Below are 26,599 nucleotides of genomic sequence, written 5' to 3'. Positions count from 1 at the left end.
CTAGTGGTGAAGAACCAGGAAGTGCGGCGCAATGAACAGCTCCTCACCCCAAAACCCGCTCATTTCGACGAAAGCGTCGTTGCAGTAGTTGATCACGCCCTTGGCGTCGGTTGTGGAAATCAACCGTTGCTGAGCCGGGAAAGTCCGTTCGCGTTGTGTAATGGGCTGGTTATTACGCATGGTTTTTCAATCCGCAAGGCTTTGAAAGGTTGTCGGCGGTGTCAGGAAATTGTTGAATTTTTCTTTCAGTATTAAGTACGGCGTCGCAAAACGGGCCTTGCTTCAACCCGCGAGCATCGGATAGGTGAACAGGGCGAAATGCAGCAGGTTCAGCCCGAAGTGCGTGGCGATCGCCGCGCCGAGTCCGCCGAAACGGTAGGCCAGACCATAGCCGACACCTGCCAGGCCCGCCAGCAACACCCAGGTCCAGCCCGCGCCTATATGCGCCAGCCCGAACAGCGAGGAGGCCAGCAGCAGGGCAAGATTTTCGCCATAGGGCAGGTTGTTGAAACGTCGGCTCAGGCCGCCCTGGATATAGCCGCGGAACAACGCTTCTTCGACCAGCGTCACCAGCAGCAGATTGTTCAGCACCCACAGCCACGCCTGATCCGGCCACTTCGGTGCCCAGGCGATCACGCCCAGCAACAGCGCGCCGCCGAGGGCGAGGATCACACTCAAGGTCAGGGCGAGGGCGCTGGCGTATACCGTCAGACGCAGCGAGCGCCGCGCAACAATCCATGGGCAGACCAGCAACAGCCATAAGCCAATCAATGGTTTGTCGAGATTGAGGTACATCGAGAATGGCACGGCGTTGTCGGTAAAGCGCTGCGGTTCGATGGCGCGACCGTTATAGAAGCCCGGCAGCCAGTGCAACGCCAGCGACAATGCCAGAACGATGAACAGACCGTGACCGAGATACCGCGCCACCGGCACTTGTTGCTGGCGTACGGCGAATCCGGCAATCAATAGCAGCCCGATAGAGATCAATGCGAGCCAGCCGAGTTGACCGTAGCTCAGCGCCAAACCGTAACCGAGGCCGAGAAGTGCCAGATAGAGCCATGGCAAAGCCTTCATTGAAAGTCCTTGTGCAGATTTTGTGGAAGGGCTTTCTACACGGGCGAGGGCGTGGGGACAAGTGAAGGTGTGGCGGTAAACCGGGACGGCACACAAACCTGTGGTCAACACAAAACCCTGTGGGAGCTGGCTTGCCAGCGATGAGGTCTGTACAGCCGACATCTTCATCGACTGATCCACCGCTATCGCTGGCAAGCCAGCTCCCACAGGTTTTGTGAATGGCTGGGGATCAGCGCAGGTTGAGTTTTGCGGCGGCGCGTTCGGTGATTTCCGTGCGCAGCTTCAGCGATGGCGCTGCACGCAGTCGGGCCTCATCAACGATGGTGCTCGGCGCCGTTTCCGGGCTGCCCGAATTGAACGGCGGTGCCGGCGCGTACTCAAGTTGCAACTGCACCAGTTGCGCCGTGTCGGCATCGAACAGCTCAGCCGCCAGCACCAGCGCAAAATCGATCCCGGCAGTAATCCCGCCGCCGGTAAACAGATTGCCGTCGCGAACCACCCGATCCTTCACCGGGATCGCGCCCAGCGTCGGCAACAAATCGTGATACGCCCAATGTGTGGTCGCCCGTTTGCCTCGCAGCAGACCCGCCGCGCCGAGCACCAGCGATCCGGTGCACACCGACGTCACGTAACGCGCTTGCGCAGCCTGACGCTTGATGAAGTTCAGCGTCACCTCATCCTCCATCAACACCCCGACACCGCCACCGCCCGGCACGCAGATCACATCCAGATCCGGGCAATCCTCAAACGTCGTGGTCGGTTTCAGCAACAGGCCGGTGCTGGCGGTGACCGGCATCAGATCCTTCCAGATCAAATGCACCTGCACGCCCGGCAGCGAGGCGAGCACGTCGTAAGGGCCGGTCAGGTCAAGTTGCTGAACCTGTGGAAACAACAGAAAACCGATCTGCAGCGTCATCGTTCTTGCTCCATGAAAAGGGGTGGACGGCTTCACTGTAGGCGCGTAGGTTCTGGCGCATACGCCAATCACCCCACGAATTACGCCAAATGCCCAAAGCCATCCACGTACTCGCGTTCGCCAATATGCAGATCCTCGACGTCACCGGGCCGTTGCAGGTGTTCGCCTCGGCCAACGACCTCGCTCGTCAGCGCGGCTTGCCGATGCCTTATGCGCCAAGTGTGATTGCCAGCGGCGGCGGGGCGGTGATGTCGTCGGCGGGCTTGGCGGTGTTGGCCGAACCGTTACCCGAAGCGCCCAGCGATACGCTGATCATCGCCGGTGGCTGGGGCATTTATCCGGCGGCGGAAGATGCGCCGCTGGTGGATTGGGTGCGCGAGCACGCGGCGAAATGCCGACGCGTCGCCTCGGTGTGCACCGGGGCATTTCTGCTCGCCGCCAGCGGCTGGCTCGACGGCCGCCGCGTGGTCACCCACTGGACCCGCTGCGAACAACTGGCGCAGCAGCACCCCAAACTGCAAGTCGAAGCCAATCCGATTTTCATCAACGACGGCCCGGTCTGGACCTCGGCGGGAGTCACCGCCGGCATCGATCTGGCGCTGGCGATGGTAGAAGAGGACCTCGGTCGTGATATCGCGCTGGACGTCGCCCGCCATCTGGTGGTGTTCCTCAAACGCCCGGGCGGGCAGTCGCAATTCAGCGTGACGCTATCGCTGCAAAATCAGGGCAATCGTTTTGACGACCTGCACGCGTGGATCGCCGAAAACCTCACCTGCGACCTCGGCATCCCGACCCTGGCCGAGCAGGCCGGCATGAGCGAACGCAGCTTCGTCCGCCATTACCGCGCCGACACCGGCCAGACCCCGGCGCGGGCCATCGAACTGATCCGTGTCGAAACGGCGCGACGGTTGCTCAGTGATACCGGGTTGCCGGTCAAACGGATTGCGGCCAATTGCGGGTTTGGCAGTGAGGAAACGCTGCGCCGCAGTTTCCTGCGGGCGATTGGCGTGACGCCGCAGGCTTATCGCGAGCGCTTTTCGGTCAGCGCTACAGCAGAGCTTTGAGGGTTTTGGTCTGCGCCTCTGCTGGAATATTGTGGCCCGTGCCAGCCAGAACTCGCCGCTGGTGGGGCCAGCGCAGTGCTTGACACGCTGATTCGCGTGTTTTTTCGGAGAAAATTAGATTTCAGGTGTTTTCATGGTTTGTTTGATTGACACTTGTGAGGTGATCCTCCAAGCATTTCATGGTCTTGTTCAGAACTTTCATTTCTTTAACAATATTGGGTCCAAATCCATGCTCTGATGACTCGCTACGCTCAAAGGTTTGGATATCTAAACAGGTTGTACTGCTTAACTTGCGAGAAAACATTCTGGATTTATAAGAGCGGCGGAAAGTGGCGGAAATTTTTATAGGTTCACTACCGATATATTTGTGCAGTCCGCCGTACTGACCCCAAGTCAAAGATAGCTTCTGTTCAGGAGCCAAGAATGGGATGCCTGTCACGATAGGCCCTGAGGACATGGCACGTGCCACCGTGCTTGGCTCACCGATCCCGAATGCTTCACATGGTAAAGGCCTATCGGAAGTAAATGAGATGTTGTGTGCGGGACCTTTTCCTATGTTTTTAATAATTAAGTTTACTATTGATGGGCGTGCCAAATCTGGTTCCGCATAGACAATGACCAGTGGGTCGGTCGAAGCTCTGAATACTGCGAAAGTCACAACGGCGGATGCGGTGGCTATTAACGCCATGAAAATTGATATCCAGTCACCTGTTAGCATTTTGTTATTCCTTGGTGGTAAATCTTCATGATTTATTAAATTTCAGCTTCCGCCACCTGATTGAAATACTTCGTCCGATCCGGGGTAAACGTCACCAGCATCTTGGTGCGCGAACAGGTCAGCGAACGTTCTTCGCTCAAATCGATATCCAGATCCTCGCCGCGCAGCCCCTGCCACTGTGCCAAATACTTCAGCGAGCCGTATTTTTCGTTTTTCTTCAGGCTGCGACTGACGCCGCCCTTCCAGCCGAGCACCGGTAATTCTCCAGCGAGGCATTTCGAGGCGAGGTCGGGGAAGCGTGCGGCGCGCTGGCGGCCGATTTCCCAGCATTTGATCAGGCCTTTGTCGGCGGCTTCCCAGAGCTGGGTGCGGGTCAGGCCGCTGCGAAGGGGCGTGTCGATGGTGCGCTGGACGTGCTGGGTCATTCTGGTTCCTTGAATTCGGGTTTTATTGGACAGCTCCGCTGTGCCCGTTGCGGTGGATGGTAGGGGGGGATGTAACAGCTGGCAACAAGGTATTTCCGGGTGTAAGTGCAAGTTGCAGGGGAGGGGATGTGTGGGAATCGTTGAGTGAATGTAGGCATCGAGGCATACAACCTGTGGCGAGGGAGCTTGCTCCCGCCCGGCTGCGCAGCAGTCGCAAAGTCAGGCAATGCGGTCCCTCAAGATGAATGGGGGCGCAGGGTTTGGGGCCGCTTCGCGACCCAGCGGGAGCAAGCTCCCTCGCCACAGAGGGTATTATTCTGCTGATTGCTGCGTAGGACTTGGCCTGCTAAAGCATAATCCTGTGGAATATGTCCTACAGACAGTGGCGAGCTTTACGGCTGCCACTCACTCTTCTCCCCACTCAACCGCCGATCAAGAAAACTCGCCGCACTGATCAACGCCAGATGCGTCAACGCCTGCGGGGTATTGCCCAGATGCCGGCCATGGCTGTCGAACTCTTCGGCGTACAGCCCCAGCGGATTGGCGTAGCGCAGCAACTGTTCAAACTCCAGATGAGCCTTTTCCACCTGACCGGCGCGGGCCAGGCATTCGACGTACCAGAACGAACACGCGGCAAACGCGCCTTCGGTGCCGGTCAAACCGTCGATGTTGGCGTCATCGTTGCGGTAGCGGTAAACCATGCCGTCGCGGACCAAAGTCTTCTCGATGGCTTCGAGAGTCGAGAGCCAGCGCGGATCCTTGGCGCTGACGAAACGCACCAGCGGCATCAGCAGCATCGAGCCGTCAAGGGCCGTGCCGCCCTTGTACTGGACGAAATGCCCGCGTTCTTCATTCCAGAAGTTGTCCAAGATATCGGCATAGATCGCCTGACGGGTTTGGTCCCATTGGGCGAACGGGGCCGGTAACGAGCGTTTCGAGGCCAAACGAATGGCCCGGTCCAGTGCCACCCAGCACATCAGCCGTGAATGCAGGAAGTGATGCTGCTCACCGCGCATTTCCCAAATACCTACGTCGGTGGTCTGCCATGTCTCACACACTTGATCGACCACTTCGCGCACGTGTTTCCAGCCTTCGTGGGAAATCGCGTCGCCGTACTTGTTGACCAGATACACCGCGTCCATCAACTCGCCGAAGATATCCAGTTGAATCTGATTAAACGCGCCATTGCCGATGCGCACCGGTTTGGCGCCGCCATGCCCGGACAGATGGGCAAGTTCGGTTTCCGGTAATTCCTGGCGGCCGTCGATGGCATACAAGATGTTGAGTTTCATCGGCTGGCCATGGCAATCGCTGACCCGTCCGCGCAGCCAGGTCATGTAGGCGTTGGCTTCGCCGACGAAGCCCAGACGCATGAAGGCGTAAACGGTGAACGAGGCGTCGCGGATCCAGGTGTAGCGGTAATCCCAGTTGCGTTCGCCGCCGGGTGTTTCCGGCAGGCCGAAGGTCGCGGCGGCGAGGATTGCGCCGTGCTTGCGTGAGGTCAGCAGCTTGAGCGCGAGGGCCGAGCGGTTGACCATTTCCCGCCAGCGTCCGCGATAGTTGGATTGGCCAATCCAGTCGCGCCAGAACTTCAGGGTGCGGGCCATACACAGCTGCGCCGCGTCATCTTGGAAACGCGGATCGTCGGTGCCACCGAGGAGGAACTCGGCGGTTTGACCTTGCTTCATGGTGAAGGATGCAACGGCCGCGTCGGTGTCGATGTGCAGCGTCTGGTCTGACGTCAGTCGCATCGACGGTTGACCCTCGGCGCTGAACACCACGGCTTGCTGGTCCATCTGCGCGCGGGTTTTGGTGCGGGCATAGTCATGACGCACCGCGCAGCGCATATGGAATGTCGCCTCACCGCTGACCACGCGCACCCGGCGCATCAACAGCGGCAGGTCGTCCTCGTTGTCGGCCACGGGCAGCAGATCGGTGATTTCCACCACGGCGAATTCACTCAGCCAGCGGGTTTGCAGGACATTGGTGTCCGGCAGGTAAATTTGCTCGCGGCGGGCATCGGGCAAGTCCGGTGCCAACTGGAAAATTCCGGCGTCGGGGGTGTCGAGCAGCGAACAGAAAATCGACGGACTGTCGAACTCCGGCCAGCAGAAAAAATCCACGCTGCCCTTGTCGTTGATCAGTGCGGCACTGCGCATGTCGCCGATGATGCCATGGGCGTCGATCGGGCTCTGTCGTTCTTGATGATGCTCAGCCATTGCCGCGAAACTCCGGATAGAGGCTCATGCCGCCGTCGATGAACAGGGTGGTGCCGACGATGTAGTCAGAAGCATCGGAGGCGAGAAAAACCACGGCGTTGGCGACGTCTTCAGCGTCGCCGATGCGCCCGTAGGGAATCAGGTCTAGCAGCTTTTCACCGGCAGCGCCTTCGGTGGCTTCTTTATTGATCGCCGTGCGAATCGCCCCCGGCGCGATGCCGTTGATGCGAATGCGCTGATGGCTGACTTCCTGCGCCAGGGTTTGCATCAACTGATCGACACCGCCCTTGGACGCCGCGTAATTGACGTGCCCGGCCCACGGAATGCGCTGATGCACCGAACTCATGTGGATGATCTTGCCGGCGGCGCGGGAGACGCCGTCACGAATGCCTTGCCGATTGAAGATGCGCAACGCCGCACGGGCGCAGAGGAACTGGCCTGTGAGGTTGACGCCAATCACCGTGTTCCAGTCCTCCAGCGACATATCCACAGCCGCCGCGTCTTTTTGCAGACCAGAGTTAGCGACCAGAATGTCCAGTGAGCCGAAGGCGTCGAGGGTTTTGGCGAACAGCCGTTCGACCTCGTCTTCCTTGGAAACATCGGCACCGATGGCCAGCGCCTGACCACCGTCGGCGATGATTTGTCGGGCGAGGGCTTCGGCGGGTTCGGCCTGGCGATTGTAGTTGATGACCACGGCAGCACCGGCAGCAGCCAGGGCTTTGGCGCAGGCATGGCCGATGCCGGAACTGGCGCCGGTGACGAGAACTACCTGACCGGCGAGGGAAATATGCATAGGGGAGGCGCCTGGGTTGAGGGCTTATTTAGCTGACCGATGGTCTGGCGTGAGAGTTCAGCTTCAAGATCAAAAGATCGCAGCGTGCCGCAGCTCCTACATGGGAATTCTTTTGATCTACAAGGCCTTCACATTCCACCAACAATTCCCCGCTTCCACGTCCCTCATCGCTATGGCAACTTGGCCGCCCTTGACGAGGCTGTGACCATGGCAAACCCCTACCGCGAATTGTTCAACGCCCCTGGCGCACGTAATTTTGTGCTGGCCGGGATGATCGCGCGCATGCCGATTTCGATGACCGGCATCGGCGTGATCACCATGCTTTCGCAGTTGAAGGGCGGGTATGCACTGGCCGGTGCGGTGGCGGCGACGTTTGCCCTGGCCACGGCGTTTTGCGCACCGCAGGTTTCGCGGCTGGTCGATCGCTTTGGCCAAGGCAAAGTGCTGCCGATCTCGGCATTGATCGGTGGCGGGGCGCTGCTGATGTTGCTGCTGTGCACGCGATTGCAGGCGCCGACCTGGACGCTGTTCATCTTCGCCGCGCTGGCGGGTTGCATGCCGAGCATGTCGGCGATGGTGCGGGCGCGCTGGACGGAAATCTATCGCGGTCAACCGCAATTACAGACGGCGTATGCGCTGGAGTCGGTGCTCGATGAAGTGTGCTTTATCGTCGGTCCGCCGTTGTCCGTCGGACTGTGCGTGGCGGTGTTCCCCGAAGCCGGACCGTTGGCAGCATTGTTGGCGCTGGCGATCGGGGTGACGGCGTTCGTGGCCCAGCGCAGCACGGAACCTGCGGTGCACCCGCACGAAGCCCATCATCAGGGCTCGATCATCCGCTCGACGGACGTTCGATGGCTGCTGCTGTTGATGATCGCCATGGGCATCATCGTCGGCGTGATCGATGTGGTCAGTGTCGCGTTCGCTCAGCAGCAGGGGCAGCCGGCGGCAGCCAGTATTGTCTTGTCGGTGTACGCGATCGGCTCCTGTCTGGCAGGGATCGCGTTCGGCGCGATGCGCTCGAAACTGCCGCTGCCACGCCTGTTTCTCTACGGCGGGATCGCAACGGCGGTGACGACGTTGCCGCTGTTGTGGGCGAGCAATATTTTCGGTTTGTCGGTGGCGGTGTTTATCGCCGGGCTGTTCTTCTCGCCGACGCTGATTGTGGCGATGGCGTTGATCGAGCGCATCGTGCCGCCGGCCAAACTCACCGAAGGGCTGACCTGGCTGGTGACCGGATTGAGTATCGGTGTGGCGGTGGGCGCCGCCGGTTCCGGGGCGCTGGTGGATGCGTTTGGCGCGCGCAGTGGATTCTGGCTGGCGATTGCGGCGGGGGCGGTGGTGCTCATCTCTGCGGTGCAAAGCTTCCGCCACCTGAAATAACGTTCGGCCATGAATGCCTTTGTGGCGAGGGAGCTTGCTCCCGCTGGGCTGCGAAGCAGCCCCTAAATCTGAGTCCCAATTCATCCAGAAGTATCGAATTAACTGGATTTACGACGGCTGCGCCGCCGAGCGGGAGCAAGCTCCCTCGCCCCAGGAGGGGCATGAGGCAGAAGGCAGGGCTACCAACCCCGGCCGGAATTCACCCAGAAATTCACCGACAACGACGTCGATACCGATTCCACCTGATGGAACCAGCCCTCCGGCAAAAACAGCAAATCCCCAGCCTCCAGCGTTACACGCATGAACGTCACGTCCCGTGCTGCCGGGAAACGTTGATAATCCGGGGCGTCCGGGTTGAAGTCGCAGCCGTCCAGGCCACCCTGTGGCGCCGTCGACCAGGTGCCCAACGCGGGGCGATGGTGTGGCGCGGCGAGGGTGAATTTCTTTTGGCCCCAGACCTGTGCGAACAGGTTGTCGGTGTCGTCGCGGTGCAGCGGGGTCAAGGTGCCCTTGGGGCCGATCCAGATTCGTGGCGGGATGAACAACGAGGCATCGAAGTAGGGCGGGTACTTGATCTGCTCCAGCAGTTGCGCCGGCAAAATGTTGTTGCCCATATAGGCCGGCGGTTCGCCGTCCGCGCCTTTCACCGCCGGGCTGTCCAGCGAAGCAATGAAATCGGCCATCGAAGTAGAACGAAAATCACGCTCGGTGGAGAAGGTCTTCTTCACATAGTCGCCGTGGCGGGTGATGCCTTGCAGTTCGGCGAAATGCACCAGCGATTCTTCGCGACTGAGCTTGAACAGTGGCCAGTCCTGCAAGGCGTCGCGGATCACCACGGGAACGCCGTTGGGCAGGTAGCGGCGCTTGAATTCCTCGATCGACAGTTCGCTGCGCGGGATGCGTTCGACAACAGTCTGCACCGGCAGGCGCGCGGTCAGTCGTTCGCTGACCCGTGGTGGCGTCGGGTAGCGCTTGTTCATGTCGACCTTTTCCACCGTGGTGCCACCGCTGCGCGCATGGTCGATGATCTGCGGCAGCATCGTCGCCAGTCCCATGTTGCCGCCGATTTTCAGACGACCGCTGGCGAACAGTTCCTCGACGTTGGCGCTGCCGGCCATGATGCCCATGAAGTCTTTTTCCGCCACTTCGATGGTCACGTCCGGGCTGGCATGGCGCCCGGCCTCGGTGCGACTACCGTTGCGGATTTCCGACCAGTAGGCCAGGTGCGGAGCAAAGACGAATTGAAAGACCCCTTCAATCCCGACTGCGCTGGCGTTGGCGAACAGTGAGCTCAGAATCGTCTGCAGGTCCACGGCGATGCCTCTTGTTGGTTTTGGCGTGAACAGGAGACGTGCCGTCTGCGGGGAAATTTACCGGCCCGGTTAACTTTCAGCCGCGCTCGTGCGTTCTTTTAGCAACATGACTTTTTAGAGGTGAGCGCGGTGACTCAGTTGACACTGCTGTGCCTGCCGTATTCGGGGGCCAGCGCCATGGTGTACAGCCGCTGGCGGCGCAAACTGCCCGAATGGCTGAAATTGCAGCCCGTGGAATTGCCGGGACGCGGCATGCGTTTCGATGAAGACTTGCAGACCGACATGCCGGCGCTGGTGCAGCAACTGGCCCGCGAATTGCGCGGTTCGCTGAAGGCGCCTTATGCCTTGTTCGGTCACAGCCTTGGCGCATTGCTCGCCAGTGAGCTGGCGCACGCTTTGCGTGCCTTGGGTTGCCCGCCGCCGGTGGCGCTGTTTGCCTCGGGCACCGCGGCGCCAAGCCTGCGCGACGAATACGATCGTGATCTGGCGCGGCCCAAGACCAATGCCGAGTTGCTGGAGCAATTGCGCTCCCTGCAGGGCACCAGTACCGAGGCGCTGGAAAACGAAGAATTGATGAGCCTGACCTTGCCGATCCTGCGCGCCGACTTCCTGTTGTGTGGCAGTCATCGCCCGGTCGAGCGGCCACTGCTTGATTGCCCGGTGCACGTACTCGGCGGCACGACCGACCGAGCGACCACCGAGCAGTTGATCGGCTGGAGTCGCGAAACCAGCGGCAGTTTCTCCGTGGACATGTTTGCCGGTGGGCACTTTTTTATCCATGAGCACGAGCCCAAGGTGTTGCGCCTGATCAAGGAACATCTCGACGTTCATCATCGTCGGCACGGCGCGATGGCAGCCGTTTAACTCGATCTGGAGCATCACCCGAAACCCTGTGGGAGCGAGCCTGCTCGCGAAGACGGCGTATCAGTCAACATCCATGTTGCCTGAACCACCGCTCTTCGCGAGCAGGCTCGCTCCCACAGTGATTTTCAGGGTCCGCAGCCTGCGCTCTACCTCCCGCCTGACAGTTGTTCTCATTCGCTAATTTTTCCGGTCTGGATTCGTTTTATAGGGACGACGTGCCTTTGTGCTTCCTGCCTACTGATCCGGATGCTAAGAAATGAATGCTGAAGACTCCTTGAAACTCGCTCGCCGGTTTATCGGGTTGCCCTTGGAAAAGCGCCAGATGTTCCTGGCCGCGCTGAATAAGGAAGGTGTGGATTTCGCACAGTTTCCGATTCCTGCCGGTGTCGAGGCCGAAGATCGTCAAGCGTTGTCCTACGCCCAGCAGCGCATGTGGTTTCTCTGGCAGTTGGATCAGCACAGTGGCGCCTACAACCTGCCCGGTGCCGTGCGACTCAAGGGGCGTTTGAACACTGCGGCGGTCGAGCAGGCGTTCGCCAGTCTGGTGGCGCGTCATGAAACCCTGCGCACGGTGTTCGAGCGTCAGGCCGATGACCGTTTGCAGCAGGTGCCGGGCAGTGCGCCGTTGCAGGTCGAGCAGGTCGATCTGAGCAACTTGCCGCAAGAGGCGCGCGAGCAAGCGGTGCTGCGCGAAGTCGAGGCGCAATCGTTGCTGCCGTTCGATCTGGCCGCAGGTCCGTTGCTGCGGGTCAAGTTGCTGCGCCTTGCCGAGCAGGAGCACGTGCTGCTGCTGACCCTGCACCACATCGTCTCCGATGGCTGGTCGATGAACGTCCTGATCGACGAATTCACCCGTTGCTATGACGCGCATGATGCTGGCGTCGAACCACAATTGCCGGCGTTGCCGATCCAGTACAGCGACTACGCGTTGTGGCAGCGGCGCTGGCTGGAAGCGGGCGAGCAGGCGCGCCAGCTGGAGTATTGGCAGGCGCGCCTGGGTGACGAGCATCCGGTGCTGGAACTGCCGATCGATCATTCGCGCCCGGCGATGCCCAGCTATCGCGGCACCCGGCATGAATTCGCCGTTGACAGCGAGCTGGCGGAACAGCTGCGCAGCACGGCACGCAAACACAACATCACGTTGTTCATGCTGTTGCTGGGCGCCTTCAATGTGCTGCTGCACCGCTATACCGGGCAGAACGATATTCGCGTCGGCGTGCCGATTGCCAACCGTAACCGTGCCGAAGTCGAAGGCCTGATCGGGTTCTTCGTCAACACCCAGGTCCTGCGCACCGAGCTGGACGGGCAGACCCGCGTCGCCGATTTGCTGCGTAACATCAAGGACACCGCGCTGGGCGCTCAGGCGCATCAGGATCTGCCATTCGAGCGGCTGGTAGAAGCGCTGAAACTTGAGCGCAGCCTCAGTCACACGCCGCTGTTCCAGGTGATGTACAACCATCAGCCGCAAGTCGCCGATCTGTCCACGCTGACCACCGCTTCGGGCCTGCAACTGAGTTCGCTCGACTGGCAGAGCCGCACCACGCAATTCGACCTGACCCTGGACACCTACGAGCAGGGCGGCAAGCTGCGCGCGGCGCTGACTTACGCCAGTGATCTGTTCGACGCATCGACCATCGAGCGGATGGCGCGGCACTGGACGCGGTTGTTGCAAGCGATGGTCGGCGATGCCGAACAGCGCATCGGCGAGATGCCGCTGCTCGACGCCGACGAGCTGCAAGTGCTGGTTCATGACTGGAACCACACCGCGCAACACTATCCGACCGAACAGTGCATGCATCAACTGATCGAGGCTCAGGCCGATCGCACCCCGGACGCCACGGCGCTGGTGTTCGGCAATACCGAATTGAGTTACGCGCAACTGGATGCCCGCGCCAACCAGTTGGCCAACCTGCTGCGCGAGCAGGGCGTCGGTCCGGATGTGCTGGTCGGTATCGCGGTTGAGCGTTCGATTGAAATGGTCGTCGGCCTGTTGGCGATCCACAAGGCCGGTGGCGCTTACGTGCCGCTGGACCCTGAGTACCCGCAGGAACGCCTGGCTTACATGATCGAGGACAGCGCGATTGCGTTGCTGTTGACCCAGAGCAGTCTGCTGCAACGCTTGCCGACCGAGGGTGTGACGGTGATCACACTCGACCAGAACGGCGACTGGCTGGAGCGCTACAGCGACGCGCGTCCGCAGGTGCCGATGCACAGTCTGAACCTGGCCTATGTGATTTACACCTCAGGCTCCACCGGTAAACCCAAGGGGGCCGGCAACAGTCACGCAGCGCTGGTCAACCGTTTGTGCTGGATGCAGCAGGCCTATGCGCTGGATCAAAGCGATGCAGTGCTGCAAAAGACCCCGTTCAGCTTCGACGTATCGGTTTGGGAATTCTTCTGGCCATTGATGAGCGGCGCACGTCTGGTGGTCGCTGCACCGGGTGAGCATCGTGAACCGGCGCGGCTGATCGAGACCATCGGTCGTCATCAAATCAGCACGCTGCACTTTGTCCCGTCGATGCTTCAGGCATTCATTCACGAGCCGGGTGTCGAGGCCTGTAGCAGTCTCAAACGCATCGTTTGCAGCGGTGAAGCGCTGCCGCTGGACGCACAGTTGCAAGTGTTCGCCAAGCTGCCACAGGCACAGTTGTACAACCTTTACGGCCCGACCGAAGCCGCGATCGACGTGACTCACTGGACCTGCGTCGATGAGGGCGCGGACAGCGTGCCGATCGGCGAACCGATCGCCAACCTGCGCACCCATGTGCTGGATGCGCAATTGCGTCCGGTACCGGCCGGTGTGGCCGGTGAGTTGTACCTTGGTGGTGCCGGTCTCGCCCGCAGTTACCATCGTCGTCCGGCGCTGACCGCCGAGCGTTTTGTGCCGTGCCCGTTCCATGACGGCGCGCGGTTGTACCGCACCGGTGACCGCGTGCGTCAACGCGCCGATGGCGTGATCGAATACCTCGGCCGCCTCGATCATCAGGTCAAACTGCGCGGCTTGCGCATCGAGCTGGGCGAAATCGAAACCCGCCTGATGCAACATCCGTCGGTGCGCGAAGCCGTGGTGCTGGTGCAGGGCGGCAAGCATCTGGTTGCGTATCTGGTGCTGGAAGGCGCCGAGCCGGACGCGCAATGGCAGCAAACCCTGAAGGCGTGGCTGCTCGGCAGCCTGCCGGAATTCATGGTGCCGACCTATTTCATGCCGCTGGCCAAACTGCCGGTGACCGCCAACGGCAAGCTCGATCGTCGCGCCTTGCCCGAGCCGGAAGCGGCTGTTCAGCAAGCATTTGTCGAGCCGCAGGACGACATGCAAAAAGCCCTGGCAACGATCTGGCAACAGGTCTTGGGCGCTGAGCGCATTGGTCTTGAAGACAACTTCTTCGAGCTGGGCGGTGACTCGATCATCTCGATTCAAGTGGTCAGCCGCGCCCGGCAGGCGGGGATTCGTCTCAGCCCGCGTGACCTGTTCCAGTACCAGACCGTGCGCAGTCTGGCGCTGGTTGCCACGTTCGATCAGCAAACCACTCAGGATCAGACGCCAGCCACTGGCGCGGTGTTGCTGACCCCGGTGCAGCATTACTTCTTCGAGCAAACGATGGCGGTGCGCGGGCACTGGAACCAGTCGTTGTTGTTGACGCCACGACAAACCCTGCAAGCCGATTGGCTGGAGCGTGCGCTGACTCAACTGCTCAACCAGCACGATGCCTTGCGTTTGCGTTTCACCGAGAGCGCGCAGGGCTGGCAACAGGCCTATGCCGATGTCGTCAGCGAATCAGGCTTGTGGCAGCGTCAGGCAGACAGCGACGAAACCCTCGCTGCGTTGTGCGATGAAGCGCAACGCAGCCTCGATCTGCACGCCGGTCCATTGCTGCGGCCACTGCTGGTGCAGATGGCCGACAACACGCAACGCTTGTTGCTGGTGATCCATCACCTCGCGGTTGACGGTGTTTCGTGGCGCGTGCTGCTGGAAGATTTGCAGCAGGCCTACACGCAACTGGAAAGAGGCGGTGGCGTGGTGCTGCCGGCGCGAACCAGCGCCTATCAGGCGTGGGCCGAGCATCTGCATGACTACGCGCCGCAACTGAGCGCGGAATTGCCGTACTGGCAGCAACAAGCGGCTGTGGCCGAGCTGCCATGTGACCGTGCCGACGGCAGTCTGGAAAACCGCTTCGGGCAAAAAATCGAAGTGCGTCTTGACAGCGACCTCACCCGACAACTGCTGCAAACTGCGCCGGCGGCTTATCGCACACAGGTCAACGACCTGCTGCTGACCGCATTGGCGCGGGTGATCTGCCGCTGGAGCGGGCAGCCGTCGACCCTGATTCAGCTGGAAGGGCATGGTCGCGAAGACCTGTTCGATGATCTCGATCTGACCCGCACCGTGGGCTGGTTCACCAGCCTGTTCCCGGTCAGCCTGCAACCGCTCGGCAGCGTGTCGGCGTCGATCAAATCGATCAAGGAGCAACTGCGTGCGGTACCGGGCAAAGGTCTCGGTTATGGCTTGCTGCGTTACCTCGGTGAGCCTGCGGTGCAGCAATCACTCGCCGCGCTGACGCCGCCGCGCATCACCTTCAACTACCTCGGCCAGTTCGATCGTCAGTTCGACGAGGCTGCGCTGTGGGAACCGGCCCGCGAGCGCAGTGGCACAGCGCAGGATGAACATGCGCCGCTGGCCAACTGGCTGACGGTCGAAGGCCAGGTGTATGGCGGCGAACTCGCACTGCAATGGGGTTTCAGCGAGCAGATGTTCGACGCTGCGACGATTGAGCAATTGGCCACGGCCTACGTCGATGAACTGAAGACACTGATCGCTCATTGCTGCCAGACCCCGGCCGGGCAGGCGACGCCATCCGATTTTCCGTTGGCCAGCGTCACCCAGCAGCAACTCGACGAGCTGCCGCTGACACTGTCGGCCGTGGAAGATCTGTATCCGCTGTCACCGATGCAGCAGGGCATGTTGTTCCACACCCTGTACGAGCCACAAGTCGGCGCCTACATCAATCAGTTGCGCCTGGACATCAACGGCCTCGACCTCGCGCGCTTCACCGCAGCCTGGCAAGCGGCACTGGCGCGTCACGACATCCTGCGCAGCAGTTTCCACTGGCTGGGGCTGCACAGCGCGCATCAGGCGATTCATCGTCAGGTCGAGTTGCAATTGCAGGTGGTCGAGCAGAGCGATGCCGATCTCGATGCCTTGGCCGATGCCGAGCGTGAGCGTGGTTTCGAGTTGAGCGCGGCGCCGCTGTTCCGTCTGCAACTGGTGCGCACTGGCGCGGATGCCTGGCACCTGATTTACACCAGTCACCACATCCTCATGGACGGCTGGAGTAACGCGCAGTTGCTCGCCGAAGTGATCCAGCATTACGCCGGGCAAGCGCCGGGCAAACCGCTGGGGCAATATCGTGATTACCTTGGCTGGTTGCAGCAGCAATCGGCCAGTGCCGGCGAGCAGTTCTGGACTGCGGCGCTGGCGCCATTGCACACGCCGACTCTGCTCGCCGAAGCGTTGCGCCCACCGGTTGCAGGGCAGGGCAGCGATGAGTTGATCGTGGCTGTCGATGAGGCCGCGACCCGGCGTCTGGCGGATTTTGCCCGCCAGCACAAAGTCACCCTGAACACCGTGATGCAAGCGGCGTGGGGGCTGTTGCTGCAACGCTACACCGGCCAGGATTGCGTGGCGTTCGGCGCCACGGTCGCCGGTCGCTCGGCGGCATTGCCGGGCATCGAGCAACAACTGGGTCTGTTCATCAACACCTTGCCGATGGTCTGCGCGGCTGCGCCGGATCAACCGTTGGGCCAGTGGCTCGGCGAATTGCAAGCGTTGAACCTGAGCATGCGTGAGTTCGAGCATGTGCCGCTCTACGACATTCAGGGCTGGGCCGGCCAACAAGGCACGGCGTTGTTCGACAGCCTGCTGGTGTTCGAAAACTTCCCGGTCGCCGAAGCGCTCAAGCGCGGCGCGCCGGCCGGGTTGTCCTTCGGCGAAATGCACAACCACGAACGGACCAACTATCCACTGACGCTGGGCATTGAACTGGCCGCCGGCCTGAGCCTGGAGTTCAGCTACGACGCCGCACGCTTCAGCGCTGCGCAAGTCGCGCAGTTGAGTGCCAACCTGCAACACCTGCTGGCGCAAATGGTTGCGACACCGGACATCCGTCTCGGCGCCCTGCAACTGCTGGATGACGCTGGTCGTGCGCAGGCGTTGGCTGCCAGTCAACCGGTCGCCCTGCATCTGCGCAGCGCAGCACTGGTACATCAACGCTTCGCCGCCCAGGCTGCCGCCACACCGCAGGCGCTGGCGCTGCAAGTCGGCGAGCAACAACTCAGCTACGGCGAATTGAACGCGCAAGCCAACCGTCTGGCCCACCGTTTGCTGGAGCTTGGTGTGGCGCCGGGTCAACGCATCGGTCTGGCGATGCGTCGCGGGCCGCAACTGATCGTCAGCCTGCTGGCAGTGCTGAAAAGTGGCGCGGCGTACGTGCCGCTCGATCCGAAATATCCGGCTGAACGCCTGGCCTACATGATCGACGACAGTCGCCTCGATCTGTTGTTGTGCGAGTCCGACCTGCTGCAAGACCTGACGTTGCCGGCCGCGCTGACACGTCTGAGCCTTGGCGACCTGCACAGTGAGCTGGCAGGTTATGCCGACACTGATCCGCAGAATCATGCCGTGGCGGCGGACCTTGCGTACGTCATCTACACCTCCGGTTCGACCGGCCAGCCAAAAGGTGTGGCCATCGATCATGGCGCGCTGCGGGAGTTCTGCCAGACCGCTGCGCAATATTCGGTACTGACTGCCGAAGACCGCGTGCTGCAATTCGCGACCTTCAGCTTTGATGGCTTCGTCGAGCAGTGCTATCCGCCGCTGTGTGTCGGCGCAGCGCTGGTCATGCGTGGCGACGATCCGTGGGACGTCGGCCAACTGGCCGCGGAAATCGTTGCGCACAAGGTGACCCTCGCCGACTTGCCGGCGGCGTATTGGTATTTGCTGGCGCGTGAATGCGCCAACGGCACCGTCGCCGGGCTTGGCCAGTTGCGTCAGGTGCACGTCGGTGGCGAGGCGATGTCTGTCGAAGGCCTGCGCCTCTGGCACGAAGCAGGTCTGAGCCATGTGCGTCTGATCAACACCTACGGTCCGACCGAGGCAACGGTGGTGTCCAGCGTGCATGAATGCCGTCTGGAAGATGCCAACGACACCTTCGGCATACCGATTGGCCAGGCCACGGCGGGCCGTGCGTTGTACGTGCTGGACGCGGCGGGCGAGTTGCTCCCGGCCGGCGGCGTCGGCGAGTTGTGCATCGGCGCGCAGGCGTGTCTGGCGCAGAGTTATTTCGATCGCCCGGCGCTGACCGCCGAGCGTTTCCTGCCCGATCCGTTCGCCAGCGAGCCGGGTGCGCGCCTGTATCGCAGTGGCGACCTGGCGCGTTACAACGCGGCTGGTGCGCTGGAGTACGTCGGACGTATCGACCATCAGGTGAAGATTCGCGGTTTCCGTATCGAGATGGGTGAAATCGAAGCCTGTCTGCAAGCCCTTGATCAGGTGCGCGAAGCTGCCGTGATCGCTCAGGACGGCCCAAGCGGCGCGCAACTGGTGGCGTATGCAGTCGCGACCGACGCTGCGCTGCTGACGGAGGAACCGGAGGCCCAGGCGGCGTGGCTCGACCAGCTGAAAACAGTGCTGCGTCAATCCTTGCCGGAATACATGGTGCCCGCGCATCTGCTGTTGCTGGCCGCGCTGCCGCTGAACAACAACGGCAAGCTTGATCGCAAGGCGTTGCCGAAGGTCGATCTGAATAAAAGCCAATACGCTTACGTGGCGCCGCAAACGGCGCTGCAACAACAGTTGGCGGCGATCTGGGAAGCGGTGCTGCAAGTCGCGCCGATTGGCCTGGCCGATCATTTCTTCGAGCGCGGCGGTCATTCGTTGCTGGCCACCCAGGTGATTTCGCGGGTGCGCCATGAACTCGAACTCGACGTGCCGTTGCGCGTGTTGTTCGAACAGCCGAACCTCGTTGGTTTTGCCGAGGCCTGCGCGGCGCTGCAAACCAGTCACGTGCTGCCGATGGTCGCGCTGGAGCGTGGTCAGCCGATGGCGTTGTCGTTTGCTCAGGAACGTCAATGGTTCCTCTGGCAACTGGAGCCGGACAGCGCGGCGTATCACGTGCCGACCGCGCTGCACCTGCGCGGGCAGTTGAATGTCGCCGCGCTGGATCAGGCTTTCCAGGCGCTGGTGGCGCGCCACGAATCGCTGCGCACAGTGTTCGTCGAGCAACCGACGCAAACCCTGCAGGTGATCCGCCCGGCCGAGCGGCTGCTGATCGAGCAGGCAAGTTTCGATGCGCAGGGCAACGCAGCTGCGCTGAAGGCGCGGGTCGAGGATGAAATCCAGCGACCGTTCGATCTGCTCCAGGGGCCGTTGCTGCGGGTGCTGTTGCTGGAGTTGTCCAGCGAACATCACGTCTTGGTCATTACCGCCCATCACATCATTTCCGATGGCTGGTCGATGCAGGTCATGGTCGATGAACTGGTGCGCCTGTACGCCGGTTTCAACGAGGCGCGCGAAGTGCCGTTGCCACCGTTGGCCTTGCAGTACGCCGACTATGCGGTGTGGCAGCGTCAATGGATGGACGACGGCGAAAGCGCCCGGCAACTGGCCTACTGGCGTGAGCGTCTGGGCGGCGAGCAACCGGTGCTGGAGTTGCCATTCGATTTCCCGCGTCCGGCACAACAGAGCTTCCGTGGCGCACGTTTCGACTTCGATCTGCCGGCCGATCTGGCGCAAGAACTCAATGCTCTGGCGCAGCGCGAGGGCGTGACGCTGTTCATGCTCTTGCTGGCTTCGTTCCAGACCTTGTTGCAACGCTACAGCGGCCAACGCGACATCCGTGTCGGCGTGCCGGTGGCCAACCGCAATCGTCTGGAGACCGAGGGCCTGATCGGCTTCTTCGTCAACACTCAAGTGCTGCGCGCCGAGATCGATCCCGAGCACGGTTTCAATCAACTGCTGCAACAGGTTCGGCAGTCGGTGCTGGATGCCCAGGCGTATCAGGACCTGCCGTTCGAGCAACTGGTGGACGCGTTGCAGCCGCAACGCAGCCTGAGTCACAGCCCGTTGTTCCAGGTGCTGTTCAATCACCAGAACCTTGAACGTCAGCCGGTCGGGCTGGCCGATTTGCAGATTGAAGGGATTGCCTGGGACAGCGCCGCTGCACAGTTCGACCTGACGCTGGACACCGCAGAAGTGCAGGGCGGCTTGTCGGCATCGCTGACCTACGCCACGGACCTGTTCAAGCGCGAGACCATCGAACAACTGGCGCGGCATTGGCTCAATGTGCTGCGCGCGGTAAGCCGCGAGGCGTCGCGATCCATCGGCGATTTGCCGTTGCTTGATCAGGCCGAACAGCAACTGATCATGGCCGACTGGAACAGTCTGGAATTGCCGCAGTCGACCGATTTCACCTTGCAGGCGCTGGTCGAGGCGCAAGTCGCGGCGACCCCGCACGCGCTGGCGATGATCTGCGGCGAACAGCAGCTGACTTATGAGCAGTTGAACAACCGCGCCAATCGCCTGGCCGTGCAACTGCGCGAGCACGGCGTCGGTGCCGAAGTGCGGGTGGGCGTGGCCCTGCCGCGTTCGGTAGAGATGATTGTTGCGCTGCTGGCGGTGCTCAAGGCTGGCGGCACCTATGTGCCGCTTGATCCGAGTTACCCGGCCGAGCGCCTGAGCTACATGCTCGAAGACAGCCGTGCGGTGCTGTTGCTGGTCGGTGCCGACGAGCAGTTGGCTTCGCTCGCGGCGCCGAGCCTGCGCGTGTTGGCCGTCGCGACGGAGGCGGATGATGTGCCGCCAGTCGACAATCTGCCGGCGCTCAGCGGCGCGGATAACCTCGCCTACGTGATCTACACCTCCGGTTCCACCGGCAAGCCGAAAGGCGTGGCGATCACGCATCGCAACGCGGCGGCGCTGATCCAGTGGGCGCACGGCGTCTACAGCCAGGCGGATCTGCAAGGGGTGCTGGCTTCGACCTCGATCTGCTTCGACCTGTCGGTGTGGGAACTGTTTGTCACTCTCGCCGGTGGCGGTTTCTTCGTCCTTGCACAAAATGCGCTGGAACTGCCGGACTTGCCGGCGCGTGATCGCGTCAGCCTGATCAACACCGTGCCGTCGGCAATTGCCGCACTGCATCAGGCCGGGCAGATCCCGCCGAGCGTGCGCATCATCAACCTCGCGGGCGAGCCGCTCAAGCAGCCGCTGGTCGATGCCTTGTACCGCCAGCCGACGCTGCAACATGTCTACGATCTGTATGGCCCGTCGGAAGACACCACCTACTCGACGTATGTGCGACGTGAAGCGGGGGGCCAGCCGAGCATCGGTCGGCCGCTGGCCGGCACCGACAGTTTTGTCCTTGATGCGCGCCTGCAACCGGTGCCGTTGGGTGTCGTCGGCGAGTTGTATCTGGCCGGCGCGGGTCTTTCCCGGGGTTACTTGCTGCGCCCGGACCTGACTGCCGAACGCTATGTGCCGAACCCGTTCAGCACCACTGGCGAGCGCATGTATCGCACCGGGGATCTGGTGCGTTATCAGGCGGACGGGCAAATCGAATACCTTGGCCGCGTCGACCACCAGATCAAGGTGCGTGGTTTCCGTATCGAACTCGGCGAAATCGAAAAACGCCTGCTCGCCCACACTGATGTTCACGAGGCTGTGGTGGTTGCTCGCGAGGGCAACAACGGCACGCAACTGGTCGGTTATGTGGTGAGCACTGTCGATGCGCGGGCGCTGTCGCTGGATGAAGTGTTGCGTGGCTGGCTCAAGGAAATCCTGCCCGAGTACATGTTGCCGGCGCAGTTGATGTTCCTTGAACAGCTGCCGCTGACGCCGAACGGCAAGCTCGACCGCAAAGCCTTGCCGGAGCCGGATTTCAGCACCGCGCAAGCCACTTATCAGGCACCGCGCAATGCGTTGGAGCAGGCGCTGGTGGCGATCTGGCAAGACGTGCTCAAGCTCGCGCAAGTGGGGATCAGCGACAATTTCTTCGAACTCGGCGGCGACTCGATCGTGTCGATTCAAGTGGTCAGTCGTGCGCGCGCAGCAGGGATTCATTTCAGCGCCAAAGAACTGTTCCAGCACCAGACCGTACAAGGTCTGGCGCGAGTGGCACGGCAGACCGAGGCCGTGGCGCTCATCGATCAAGGGCCGGTTCGTGGCGCGACGCCGTTGTTGCCGATCCAGCATGATTTCTTTGCCCAGCCGATTGACGAGCGTTCGCACTGGAACCAGTCGTTGTTGCTGCGTCCGGCGCAAGCGCTGAATGCTCAGGCACTGGAGCAGGCGTTGCTGGCGTTGCTTGAGCATCACGATGCCTTGCGTCTGAGTTTCGAACAGGCGGTGCACGGTTGGGACGCACTGCACCTGCCGTCGGATTGGCAGGAAAGTCTGCTGTGGCAGGCGGATGTCGCCGACGCGGCGGCGCTCGAAGCCCTCGGCGAAAAAGCTCAGCGCTCGCTGGACATTGAACGCGGCCCATTGCTGCGCGCAGTGCTGGCGCGGATGGCCGACGGTTCCCAGCGTCTGCTGTTGGTGATTCACCACTTGGCGGTCGACGGTGTGTCGTGGCGCATCCTGCTGGAAGATTTGCAGACCGCTTACGGCCAGCATCTGGCCGGTAAAACCGTGCAACTGCCGCTCAAGACCAGCGCCTTCAAGGCGTTCGCCGAGCGCATGCAGCAGTACGCCGTGACCGCGCCGTTGCAGGCCGAACTCGGTTACTGGCAGGCGCAAGGTGCATTGGCGGAACTGCCGTGTGACAACCCGGCAGGCAGCCTCGAAAACCGTCATGCCGTGGTGGTGCAAAGCCGCCTCGATGCGGACCTGACCCGGCAATTGCTGCAAGACGCGCCGAGCGCGTATCGCACTCAGGTCAACGACCTGCTGCTGACCGCACTGGCGCGGGTGGTCTGCCGTTGGACCGGGCAGCCGGCGACCTCGATCCAGCTCGAAGGCCACGGCCGTGAAGAGTTGTTCGATGACATCGACCTGACCCGCACTGTCGGCTGGTTCACCAGCCTGTTCCCGTTGCGCTTGACCCCGCAAGACCGCCTCGACGAGTCGATCAAGGCGATCAAGGAGCAACTGCGCGGCGTTCCGCACAAAGGCCTCGGTTTCGGTGCCTTGCGTCACTTGGGCGACGCCCGGGCGCAGGCGACACTGGCCGAAGTGGCGATGCCACGCATTACCTTCAACTACCTGGGCCAATTCGACAGCCAGTTTGATGAGCGCGCGCTGTTTGTCCCGAGCGCTGAGAAGGCCGGCGCCGAGCAAAGCGCTACTGCGCCGCTGAGCAACTGGTTGTCGCTGAATGGTCAGGTGTATGGCGGCGAGTTGAGCCTGGACTGGAGCTTCAGTCGCGAGATGTTCGACGAGGCCACCGTCCAGCGTCTGGCCGATGATTACGCCACTGAATTGAGCGTGCTGATCGCGCATTGTGTCAGCACCGAGCACGGCGGCTTCACGCCATCGGACTTCCCGCTGGCGCCGCTGCAGCAGACGCAACTGGACGGTCTGGGGCGGGTCGCCCGTGACATCGAAGACATCTATCCGCTGTCGCCGATGCAGCAGGGCATGTTGTTCCACAGCCTGTTCGCCGAAGGCAGTGGCGATTACATCAACCAGATGCGCGTCAGTGTTTACGGCCTCGATGTCGAGCGTTTCCGTGACGCCTGGCAAGCCACCGTGCAGGCCCATGAAGTGCTGCGCAGTGGTTTCATCTGGACCAGCGAGCAGGCGCAACCGGTGCAAGTGGTACAACGTCAGGCACTGCTGCCGTTCAGTGTGCAGGACTGGCGCGGTCAAACCGGGCAGGCACAAGCGCTGGAGGATCTGGCCAGCGCCGAGCGCGCTCACGGCTTTGAATTGAGCGCGGCGCCACTGCTGCGTCTGGTGCTGGTGCGCACGGCCGACGATTGTCATGAACTGATCTACACCAGCCATCACATCCTGATGGACGGCTGGAGCAATTCGCAGTTGCTCGGCGAAGTGCTGCAACGCTATAGCGGTCAGGCTGTGCCGAACCGCGTCGGTAGCTATCGCGATTACATCGGCTGGCTGCAACGCCAGGATGCGCAGGCCGGGGAAGCCTTCTGGAAAACTCAGCTGAGTTTGCTCGATGAGCCAACCTTGCTCGCACGCGTCTGGGCTGACGGTGCGGCGACTGCTGCGAGTGGCCATGCCCGCCACACGCAATTGCTCGACAGTCAGCAGACTCGCCACCTGAGCGAGTTCGCCCGACGCCAGAAAGTCACGGTCAACACCGTGGTGCAAGGCGCGTGGGTGTTGCTGTTGCAACGCTACACCGGTCAGTCGGCCGTGGCGTTTGGCGCAACCGTTTCGGGGCGTCCGGCCGATTTGCCGGGTGTCGAGCAACAGGTCGGCTTGTTCATCAACACCTTGCCGGTGATTGCGGCGGCCCGTCCCGAACTGGCGCTCGGCGCATGGCTGCAAGCCTTGCAATCGCAGAACCTGGCATTGCGCGAGTACGAACACACGCCGTTGTTCGATATCCAGCGCTGGGCCGGTCAGGGCGGTGAAGGGTTGTTCGACAGCTTGCTGGTGTTCGAGAACTATCCGGTGTCCGAGGCCCTGGACAAAGGTGCGCCGCAAGGCATGCGCTTCGGTCAGGTGTCGAGCCATGAGCAGACCAACCTGCCGCTGACCGTGCTGGTGGATCTGGGCGACACGCTGTCGCTGGAGTTCGCTTATGCACGTCAGCACTTCAGCGCCGCGGTGATCGAGCAGATCGCCGGACAAATGCACAACCTGCTGCTGCAATTCAGCGCGGCATCGGCCGAAGGGCTGGTCAGCGACGTGCAACTGATGGATGCCGCGCAGCAGCAAGCGGTGCTGCGCGATTGGAACCGCAACAGCGCGACGTTCGCGCCAACCGCCAGCCTGCATCAACTGATCACGGCCCAGGCGCATCGTGCACCGCAGGCCATTGCGCTGAGTCTCGACGAACAGCAACTGACCTACGCCGAGCTGAACAGCCGCGCCAACTGTCTGGCCCATGCGCTGATCGAGCGCGGTGTCGGCCCGGACGTGCTGGTGGGCCTGGCGGCCGAGCGTTCGCTCGAGATGATTGTCGGCCTGCTGGCGATCCTCAAGGCCGGCGGCGCTTACTTGCCACTGGACCCGCAATACCCGGCCGAGCGTCTGCAATACATGGTCGAGGACAGCGGCATCAACCTGTTGCTGATGCAACCGGGCGTGCTGGCGCATGTTAGGCTGGCGGACAGCGTCGAGACCTTGCTGCTAGGCGAGGCGGGCGCCGGGTATCCGACGACCGATCCGCAGGTGACGGTCGACAGCGACAACCTCGCCTATGTGATCTACACCTCCGGCTCCACCGGCAAACCGAAGGGCACGCTGCTCGCGCACCGGCAGGTCTTGCGCCTGTTCGATGCCACCGAGCACTGGTTCAACTTCGGCCCCGAGGACAGCTGGACGCTGTTCCACTCTTACGCGTTCGACTTCTCGGTGTGGGAGATCTTCGGTGCGTTGCTGCACGGCGGACGTCTGGTGATCGTGCCGCACGCGGTCAGCCGTTCGCCGCAAGAGTTCTACGAATTGCTCTGCCGCGAGCAAGTCACCGTCCTCAACCAGACACCGTCGGCGTTCAAGCAACTGATGCAAGTCGCCACGGACAGCCGCCAGACCGAACAACCGGCGCTGCGTTACATGGTGTTCGGCGGCGAGGCGCTGGAGGTCAAGAGCCTGCGGCCATGGTTCGAGCGCTTTGGCGACAGCGCGCCGCAACTGATCAACATGTACGGCATCACCGAAACCACTGTGCACGTCACCTACCGGCCATTGTCGCTGGCGGATTTGCACAACGAGGCAGGCAGCCCGTTGGGCGAACCGATTCCGGACTTGTCGTGGTACGTGCTGGACGCCGATCTCAACCCGGTCGCCAAGGGTTGCATCGGTGAACTGCACGTCAGCGGTGCCGGTCTGGCACGGGGTTATCTGAACCGCGCCGACCTCAGTGCCTTGCGTTTCGTGCCCAACCCGTTCAGCGCCAGCGGCGAGCGGCTGTATCGCACCGGTGACCTGGCGCGCTACTGCGCCGACGGCCGGATCGAGTACAGCGGCCGGATCGACCATCAAGTGAAGATCCGTGGTTTCCGTATCGAGCTGGGCGAAATCGAGGCGCAACTGCTCGCTGTGCCGGGCATTCGTCAGGCGGTGGTGCTCGATCAGCCGGGACCTGCGGGCGTGCAACTGGTCGCCTATATCGTCGCCGCACAGTCGGTCGATCCGGCAGAGCAGGGCGCGTGGCGTGATCAAGTGCGTCAGGCGCTCAAGGGCAATCTGCCGGACTACATGGTACCTGCGCACTTGTTGTTGCTCGACAGCCTGCCGCTGACCGCCAACGGCAAACTCGACCGCCGGGCCTTGCCGCAACCGGATGCACAACTGTTGCAAAACGCCTACGTGGCGCCGGTCAGCCCGTTGCAACAGCAGATCGCCGACGTCTGGGGCGAGGTGCTGAAGCTGGAGCGGGTGAGCCTCACCGACAACTTCTTCGAACTCGGCGGCCATTCGTTGCTGGCGACTCAGGTGGTGTTGCGTCTGCGTGAGCTGCTGGGCTTCGAAATCCCGCTGGCGAGCCTGTTCGGCAGTGCCGATCTGCAAGCGTTCAGCGACGCCGTACAAGCCCTGCAACCTGATTTGCAGCCCGTTCATGATGTTTTGGCTAAATCCTTGGAGGCTCTCAATCGTTTATCAGCAGATGAACTTGAAAAACTGATTTCCTAACGAGGACCACGGC

At 61.8% G+C, this 26,599-nt stretch carries 11 protein-coding genes and 1 pseudogene; 4 read left to right on the top strand and 8 right to left on the bottom strand.

Going from position 1 to position 26,599, the window contains the following annotated elements:
* Window positions 1-33 precede the first annotated feature (33 nt).
* The 3 genes and pseudogenes from ACIOWE_RS17340 to inhA all read right to left on the bottom strand — a co-directional run.
* Window positions 34-180, bottom strand: a pseudogene (locus tag ACIOWE_RS17340) (PAS domain-containing protein); the annotation flags it as partial.
* 102 nt (window positions 181-282) lie between these two features.
* Window positions 283-1,074 carry a lysostaphin resistance A-like protein gene (locus ACIOWE_RS17335; RefSeq protein ID WP_401393724.1) on the bottom strand — a complete coding sequence of 264 codons (792 nt, stop codon included), beginning with the start codon at window positions 1,072-1,074 and terminating at the stop codon, window positions 283-285.
* Between the two features lie 229 nt (window positions 1,075-1,303).
* A complete protein-coding gene (inhA, locus tag ACIOWE_RS17330; protein ID WP_401393721.1) occupies window positions 1,304-1,990 on the bottom strand; it encodes an isonitrile hydratase in 687 nt (228 codons plus the stop codon).
* A gap of 89 nt (window positions 1,991-2,079) precedes the next feature.
* Here inhA and ACIOWE_RS17325 point away from each other — a divergent pair, with 89 nt between their 5' ends.
* On the top strand, window positions 2,080-3,054 hold the full coding sequence (locus ACIOWE_RS17325; protein ID WP_401393718.1) for a GlxA family transcriptional regulator: 975 nt from the start codon (window positions 2,080-2,082) through the stop codon (window positions 3,052-3,054).
* 121 nt (window positions 3,055-3,175) lie between these two features.
* Here the strand turns inward: ACIOWE_RS17325 and ACIOWE_RS17320 are convergent, their stop codons facing one another.
* The 4 genes from ACIOWE_RS17320 to ACIOWE_RS17305 all read right to left on the bottom strand — a co-directional run bounded on the left by ACIOWE_RS17320 (window position 3,176) and on the right by ACIOWE_RS17305 (window position 7,209).
* Complete coding sequence (locus tag ACIOWE_RS17320; RefSeq protein WP_401393715.1) at window positions 3,176-3,772, bottom strand: hypothetical protein; 597 nt, start codon at window positions 3,770-3,772, stop codon at window positions 3,176-3,178.
* A gap of 35 nt (window positions 3,773-3,807) precedes the next feature.
* Entirely contained in the window at window positions 3,808-4,197 is a 390-nt protein-coding gene (locus tag ACIOWE_RS17315; protein WP_401393712.1) for a hypothetical protein, read from the bottom strand.
* A gap of 392 nt (window positions 4,198-4,589) precedes the next feature.
* A complete protein-coding gene (locus ACIOWE_RS17310; RefSeq protein WP_401393709.1) occupies window positions 4,590-6,416 on the bottom strand; it encodes a glycoside hydrolase family 15 protein in 1,827 nt (608 codons plus the stop codon).
* Entirely contained in the window at window positions 6,409-7,209 is an 801-nt protein-coding gene (locus tag ACIOWE_RS17305; protein ID WP_401393706.1) for a glucose 1-dehydrogenase, read from the bottom strand. The genes ACIOWE_RS17310 and ACIOWE_RS17305 overlap by 8 nt, the downstream gene beginning before the upstream one ends.
* A 207-nt stretch (window positions 7,210-7,416) precedes the next feature.
* Between ACIOWE_RS17305 and ACIOWE_RS17300 the strand changes: the two genes are divergently transcribed.
* On the top strand, window positions 7,417-8,589 hold the full coding sequence (locus ACIOWE_RS17300; RefSeq protein WP_401393703.1) for an MFS transporter: 1,173 nt from the start codon (window positions 7,417-7,419) through the stop codon (window positions 8,587-8,589).
* Window positions 8,590-8,768: 179 nt separating this feature from the next.
* Here the strand turns inward: ACIOWE_RS17300 and ACIOWE_RS17295 are convergent, their stop codons facing one another.
* The gene (locus tag ACIOWE_RS17295; RefSeq protein WP_401393700.1) at window positions 8,769-9,902 is read right to left on the bottom strand and encodes a cupin-like domain-containing protein; all 1,134 of its coding nucleotides are present in this window, start codon (window positions 9,900-9,902) and stop codon (window positions 8,769-8,771) included.
* 129 nt (window positions 9,903-10,031) lie between these two features.
* On the opposite strand from ACIOWE_RS17295, the gene ACIOWE_RS17290 reads away from it, so the two are divergent.
* Together ACIOWE_RS17290 and ACIOWE_RS17285 are read left to right on the top strand one after the other, a co-directional pair.
* The gene (locus tag ACIOWE_RS17290; protein WP_401393697.1) at window positions 10,032-10,766 is read left to right on the top strand and encodes a thioesterase II family protein; all 735 of its coding nucleotides are present in this window, start codon (window positions 10,032-10,034) and stop codon (window positions 10,764-10,766) included.
* Window positions 10,767-11,022: 256 nt separating this feature from the next.
* Window positions 11,023-26,586: a non-ribosomal peptide synthetase gene (locus ACIOWE_RS17285; protein ID WP_401393695.1), complete on the top strand. Its 15,564-nt coding sequence runs from the start codon at window positions 11,023-11,025 to the stop codon at window positions 26,584-26,586.
* Window positions 26,587-26,599 lie beyond the last annotated feature (13 nt).

This window comes from Pseudomonas sp. NPDC087598 (assembly GCF_044743525.1).
Classification (GTDB): domain Bacteria; phylum Pseudomonadota; class Gammaproteobacteria; order Pseudomonadales; family Pseudomonadaceae; genus Aquipseudomonas.
This window is presented reverse-complemented; position numbering and strand designations above follow the sequence as displayed.